At 62.4% G+C, this 3,767-nt stretch carries 2 protein-coding genes and 3 pseudogenes; 1 reads left to right on the top strand and 4 read right to left on the bottom strand.

The window, feature by feature from the left end; translation table 11 throughout:
• A partial coding sequence (locus AC0AP0_RS10070) for a superoxide dismutase (protein WP_490430364.1) occupies positions 1 to 417 on the top strand: 417 nt, incomplete at its 5' end.
• Positions 418 to 529: 112 nt separating this feature from the next.
• Here the strand turns inward: AC0AP0_RS10070 and AC0AP0_RS10065 are convergent.
• From AC0AP0_RS10065 to AC0AP0_RS10050, 4 genes and pseudogenes are all read right to left on the bottom strand, one after another.
• Positions 530 to 1,270 (bottom strand): annotated as a pseudogene (locus tag AC0AP0_RS10065) (energy-coupling factor transporter transmembrane component T family protein); the annotation flags it as partial.
• 297 nt (positions 1,271 to 1,567) lie between these two features.
• Positions 1,568 to 2,251, bottom strand: a pseudogene (locus tag AC0AP0_RS10060) (ABC transporter ATP-binding protein); the annotation flags it as partial.
• 213 nt (positions 2,252 to 2,464) lie between these two features.
• Positions 2,465 to 3,025, bottom strand: a pseudogene (locus AC0AP0_RS10055) (energy-coupling factor ABC transporter ATP-binding protein); the annotation flags it as partial.
• Between the two features lie 10 nt (positions 3,026 to 3,035).
• Positions 3,036 to 3,692: an ECF transporter S component gene (locus AC0AP0_RS10050; RefSeq protein WP_490430365.1), complete on the bottom strand. Its 657-nt coding sequence runs from the start codon at positions 3,690 to 3,692 to the stop codon at positions 3,036 to 3,038.
• Positions 3,693 to 3,767: the final 75 nt, after the last annotated feature.

Here is a 3,767-nt window from a genome sequence, read left to right as displayed (position 1 = left end):
AACCTGGCCGGGCACAAGAACCACTCCATCTTCTGGAAGAACATGGCCCCGGCCATCGGCCAGGAGCCCACTGGCGAACTCAAGGCCGCCATCGAGGATCAGTTCGGGTCCTTCCAGGGCTTCCAGACATACTTCGAGTCCATGTGCGCAGGCATCCAGGGCTCCGGCTGGGCCGTCCTTGCCTGGGATACGCTGGGTGAGCGCCTGGTCACCCTGCAGATGTACGACCACCAGGGCAACCTGCCAGTCACCATCTTCCCGCTGGTCCTGCTGGACCTCTGGGAGCACGCCTACTACCTGGAGTACCTGAACGACCGGGCCAGCTACGTCAAGGCCTGGTGGCACATCGTCAACTGGGAGGATGCCTCCAAGCGGTTCGACGAGGTGCGCAACATCAACACCACTCTGGCCAGGTAAAAGACCAGCGCTTCCAACCACAGGCGGACCCCGGTCCTTTCCCCTCTCTGCGGGAGGTGGAAAGGACCGGGGTCCCTCCATATCTGGAGTCTGCTGCGGAAAACCCTGACAGTCAGTTGCCGAAGAAGGCGATGGAACCGGTCAGCGCAGCCACGGTCAGTGAGATTGCAGGCACAGATAGACATATGAGCAGGAAGCCCACATCACGTGGTCCGACCTGGGAGACCCTGGCATGGGTGCGCGGTGTGCTGCCACCGAAGCCTCGAGCCTCCATGGCTGTCGCCAATGTCGTCGAACGCCTGATGGATAGAACCAGCAGGGCGAAGGCTTGGGGCATAAAGGCCTTAAAGCGGTTCTCATCGCCCAGTCCACGACTGCGGCGAGAGGCGGTCAGCGCCGACCAATCATCCTTAAGAACAGTGAAGAGCCGCATACCTGCCAATCCGCCGTAGACGAAGCGATCAGACAGGTGGAGCACTTGGCTGAAAGCATCGGCTAGGTCGGTGGCATCGATGCCCAGAACAGTGATGATGGCGGGGATTCCAATGGCCAGGATCCGCAACGCGGTGGCCAAGGCCAGGTCCAGTGAGCGCTGGGTGATGTGGATCATCCCCCATTGCCAGAAAGTGGCGCCGCCGCTCTTGCCATAGAGGATGATCGCCAGGGCAGAACCAGGCGCCCCAAGGAAGATGGGCCAGGTGGATCTGACCACGCGCAGGGGCGTGAAGCCTGCCGCGCCCAGTAGCAGAAACTCCAGGATCAGGGCCGTCGTGGCCGAGACCGGATCCAGGCTGATCAGCAGGGGCAGAGCCGCCAGAAAGGCCCCAATCAGCCGAAAGGCCGGATTGATGGAGGCTATATAGGACGACCTGCTGGCCGGCTTGATTGGCTCATCCCGCTGATCCATGGGCGTGACGGTCAGTCTGGCAGCAACAGTCTCCTGATGAGCCTGCAAATCTGACCCGGCTACAGGCCAGACGGCCTTCTGGACTCCCGGAGGCGTCATTTCCACCAGGCGGGCATCCAGGGCCTGGACAAGTTCCCGGTCGTGGGTGACCAGGATGATGCAGGCTCCTTGGTCGCGCAGGTCTGCAATCAGCTGGGCCATGCTGACCCAGGTGTTCCTGTCCTGGCCGAAGGTGGGCTCGTCAAGGATCAGCACCTGGGGTGCAGCGGCCAGAGCTGAGGCCACGGTGAGCCGCCGCTTCTCGCCGCCAGAGAGCGTGTAAGGGTTGGCACGCGCGTACTGCCTCAACCTGAAGCGCCCCAACAATCCCAGGGCGCGGGCCTGGGCCTGGTCCTCGGTCATGCCGGTGCGGATGGGGGCCAGCTTGACCTCATCCAGGACCATGCCTCGGGCGAACTGATGCTCGGGATTCTGAAAGACATAGGCGATGCGCGCCGCCAGCTGGGATGAGGTCCACCGGATGGGCTCGGGCTCCGCAGGCTTATGCCCCTGGGGTCCTCGGAGCAGGCGATCCTGGGCAAGGACCGAACCGGCAACCGGCTCCAGCAGACCAGCCAGGGTCATGGCCAGAGTGGACTTGCCAGCCCCATTGGCCCCGACCAAGGCGGTGACCTGACCGGCCCTGAATTCCAGATTGATGTGCTCGGCCACTGCCTTACCCTGGCGGCCCACCGCCAGATCCTGAGCAACCAGCAGGACGGGATGATCATCCTGGCCGAATCCGGATTGCCTTGAACTGGCCTGGACCCGTCCAAGCTCGGGGAGTGAATCCCTGGCGCTCCTATAGGCTTCTGGAACCCAGACACCCAGGGATGCCAGGTCCAACCCGGAATCAGTGAAGACCTCCCGGGGGCTGCCGTCGGCCATGATGACAGTCTTGCGATAGACCGCAGCACCCGAACCGCCGGCGCCATCTTCAACCTCGCCTAGCCCAAGCACGATGACCCGGTCGATCATGTCCATCCAAGGCCCTGCCCGGTGCTCGACCAAAACCATGGTGGAGCCTTGCCGGTCCAGGACCTTTCTGACGGCATCGACTATCTGCTCAACGCCGACCGGGTCCAGGTTGGCCGTAGGCTCGTCCAATAAGAGCAACCCAGGCTGCATGGCCAGGGCGCCCGCCAAAGCCAGACGCTGCATCTGTCCTCCGCTCAGATGCATGGTGGACCGGGTAAGCTGCAGGTCAGCCAAACCCACCTCGGCCATGGCCTTTCGCACCCGTGGCCAAATCTCCTCGCGGGACAGCCCCATGTTCTCCGGCCCGAAGGCCACATTGTCGCCTAGCCGCTGAAAGATGGCCTGAGCATCCGGATCCTGCAGGACCAAACCCACTCGCCCCCGGCTGGATACGGCGGGATTGCCGTCAATCAGGACCTGGCCCTGAGTCACTCCGCCCTCATCGTCCTCAACCTGGTCCTGACCACTCTGCGGGGCATGATCGCCCAGCAATCCGGCCACACCCTCAAGGATGGTCGATTTGCCAATGCCAGAGGCTCCCAGCAGAAGCACCCGCTGACCTGCAGGAATGCTCAGGGACAAATCCCTGACGGCGAAGTGGTTCCTGTAGGCATGCCGATAACCCCAGCCACGCAGTTCCAAGGCTGCGGGTCGATAGGGATTGTCTTGGACGCTCTGGTCCACGACCGAGCCTCTACTTCCCGGCCATACGAATATCGCGGCCGGAGGCGAAGCGGTCCAGTGCCCCGGTTGCGGCGATGGCCTTGTAGAGGTACCAAACCAGTACTCCGGCGATCAGAGCGCCCGAAATCAGGGTGGCTATCAGATAGATCACACCATAAGGACCGGTCAGGTTGATGGCCTGCAGATGCGTGCAGAAGGAGTAGAGCCAGCAACCGAAACCAGCGGCAGCACCCGACAGTGCCACCGTGGACATGTTCCAACGCCGATAACGCAACAGCATGAAGACCAGCTCAGCCATGAAGCCCTGAAGCAGGCCGATCAGTATGGTCTCCACAGGCACCCAAAGGCTGCCCAGCAGCGACTCCAGGATGGCGGCGACCAGCTCGGCATAGACGGCAGCCCCCGGCTTGCGCACGATGACCGAGGCCAAGGGCCCGGCGAATAGGTAAAGGCCATTGAGGATACCTCCTAGACCGGGCACAACCCCGTCCAGGAAGGACCAGGGAATGGTGGTTACCATGGCGACCACCCAGTAGATGACGGCGGAGGCCACCCCGATGACCGAGGCTACGGCGATATCCACCACCCTCCACCGTTTGGAGGGGATTCTGACCTGGGATGGAGTTCCTTCAGACTCCGGTTCTGATCCAGAAGCAGTATTGTTCATGAAATGACCATCGGTCATGATCTTGTGCCTTTCCTCGGGGCGCTCCCTATGAGCGCCATCCCGTTCAGGCACGGG

Source organism: Bifidobacterium sp. POST2/T3 (B1) (assembly GCF_058197115.1).
This window is presented reverse-complemented; position numbering and strand designations above follow the sequence as displayed.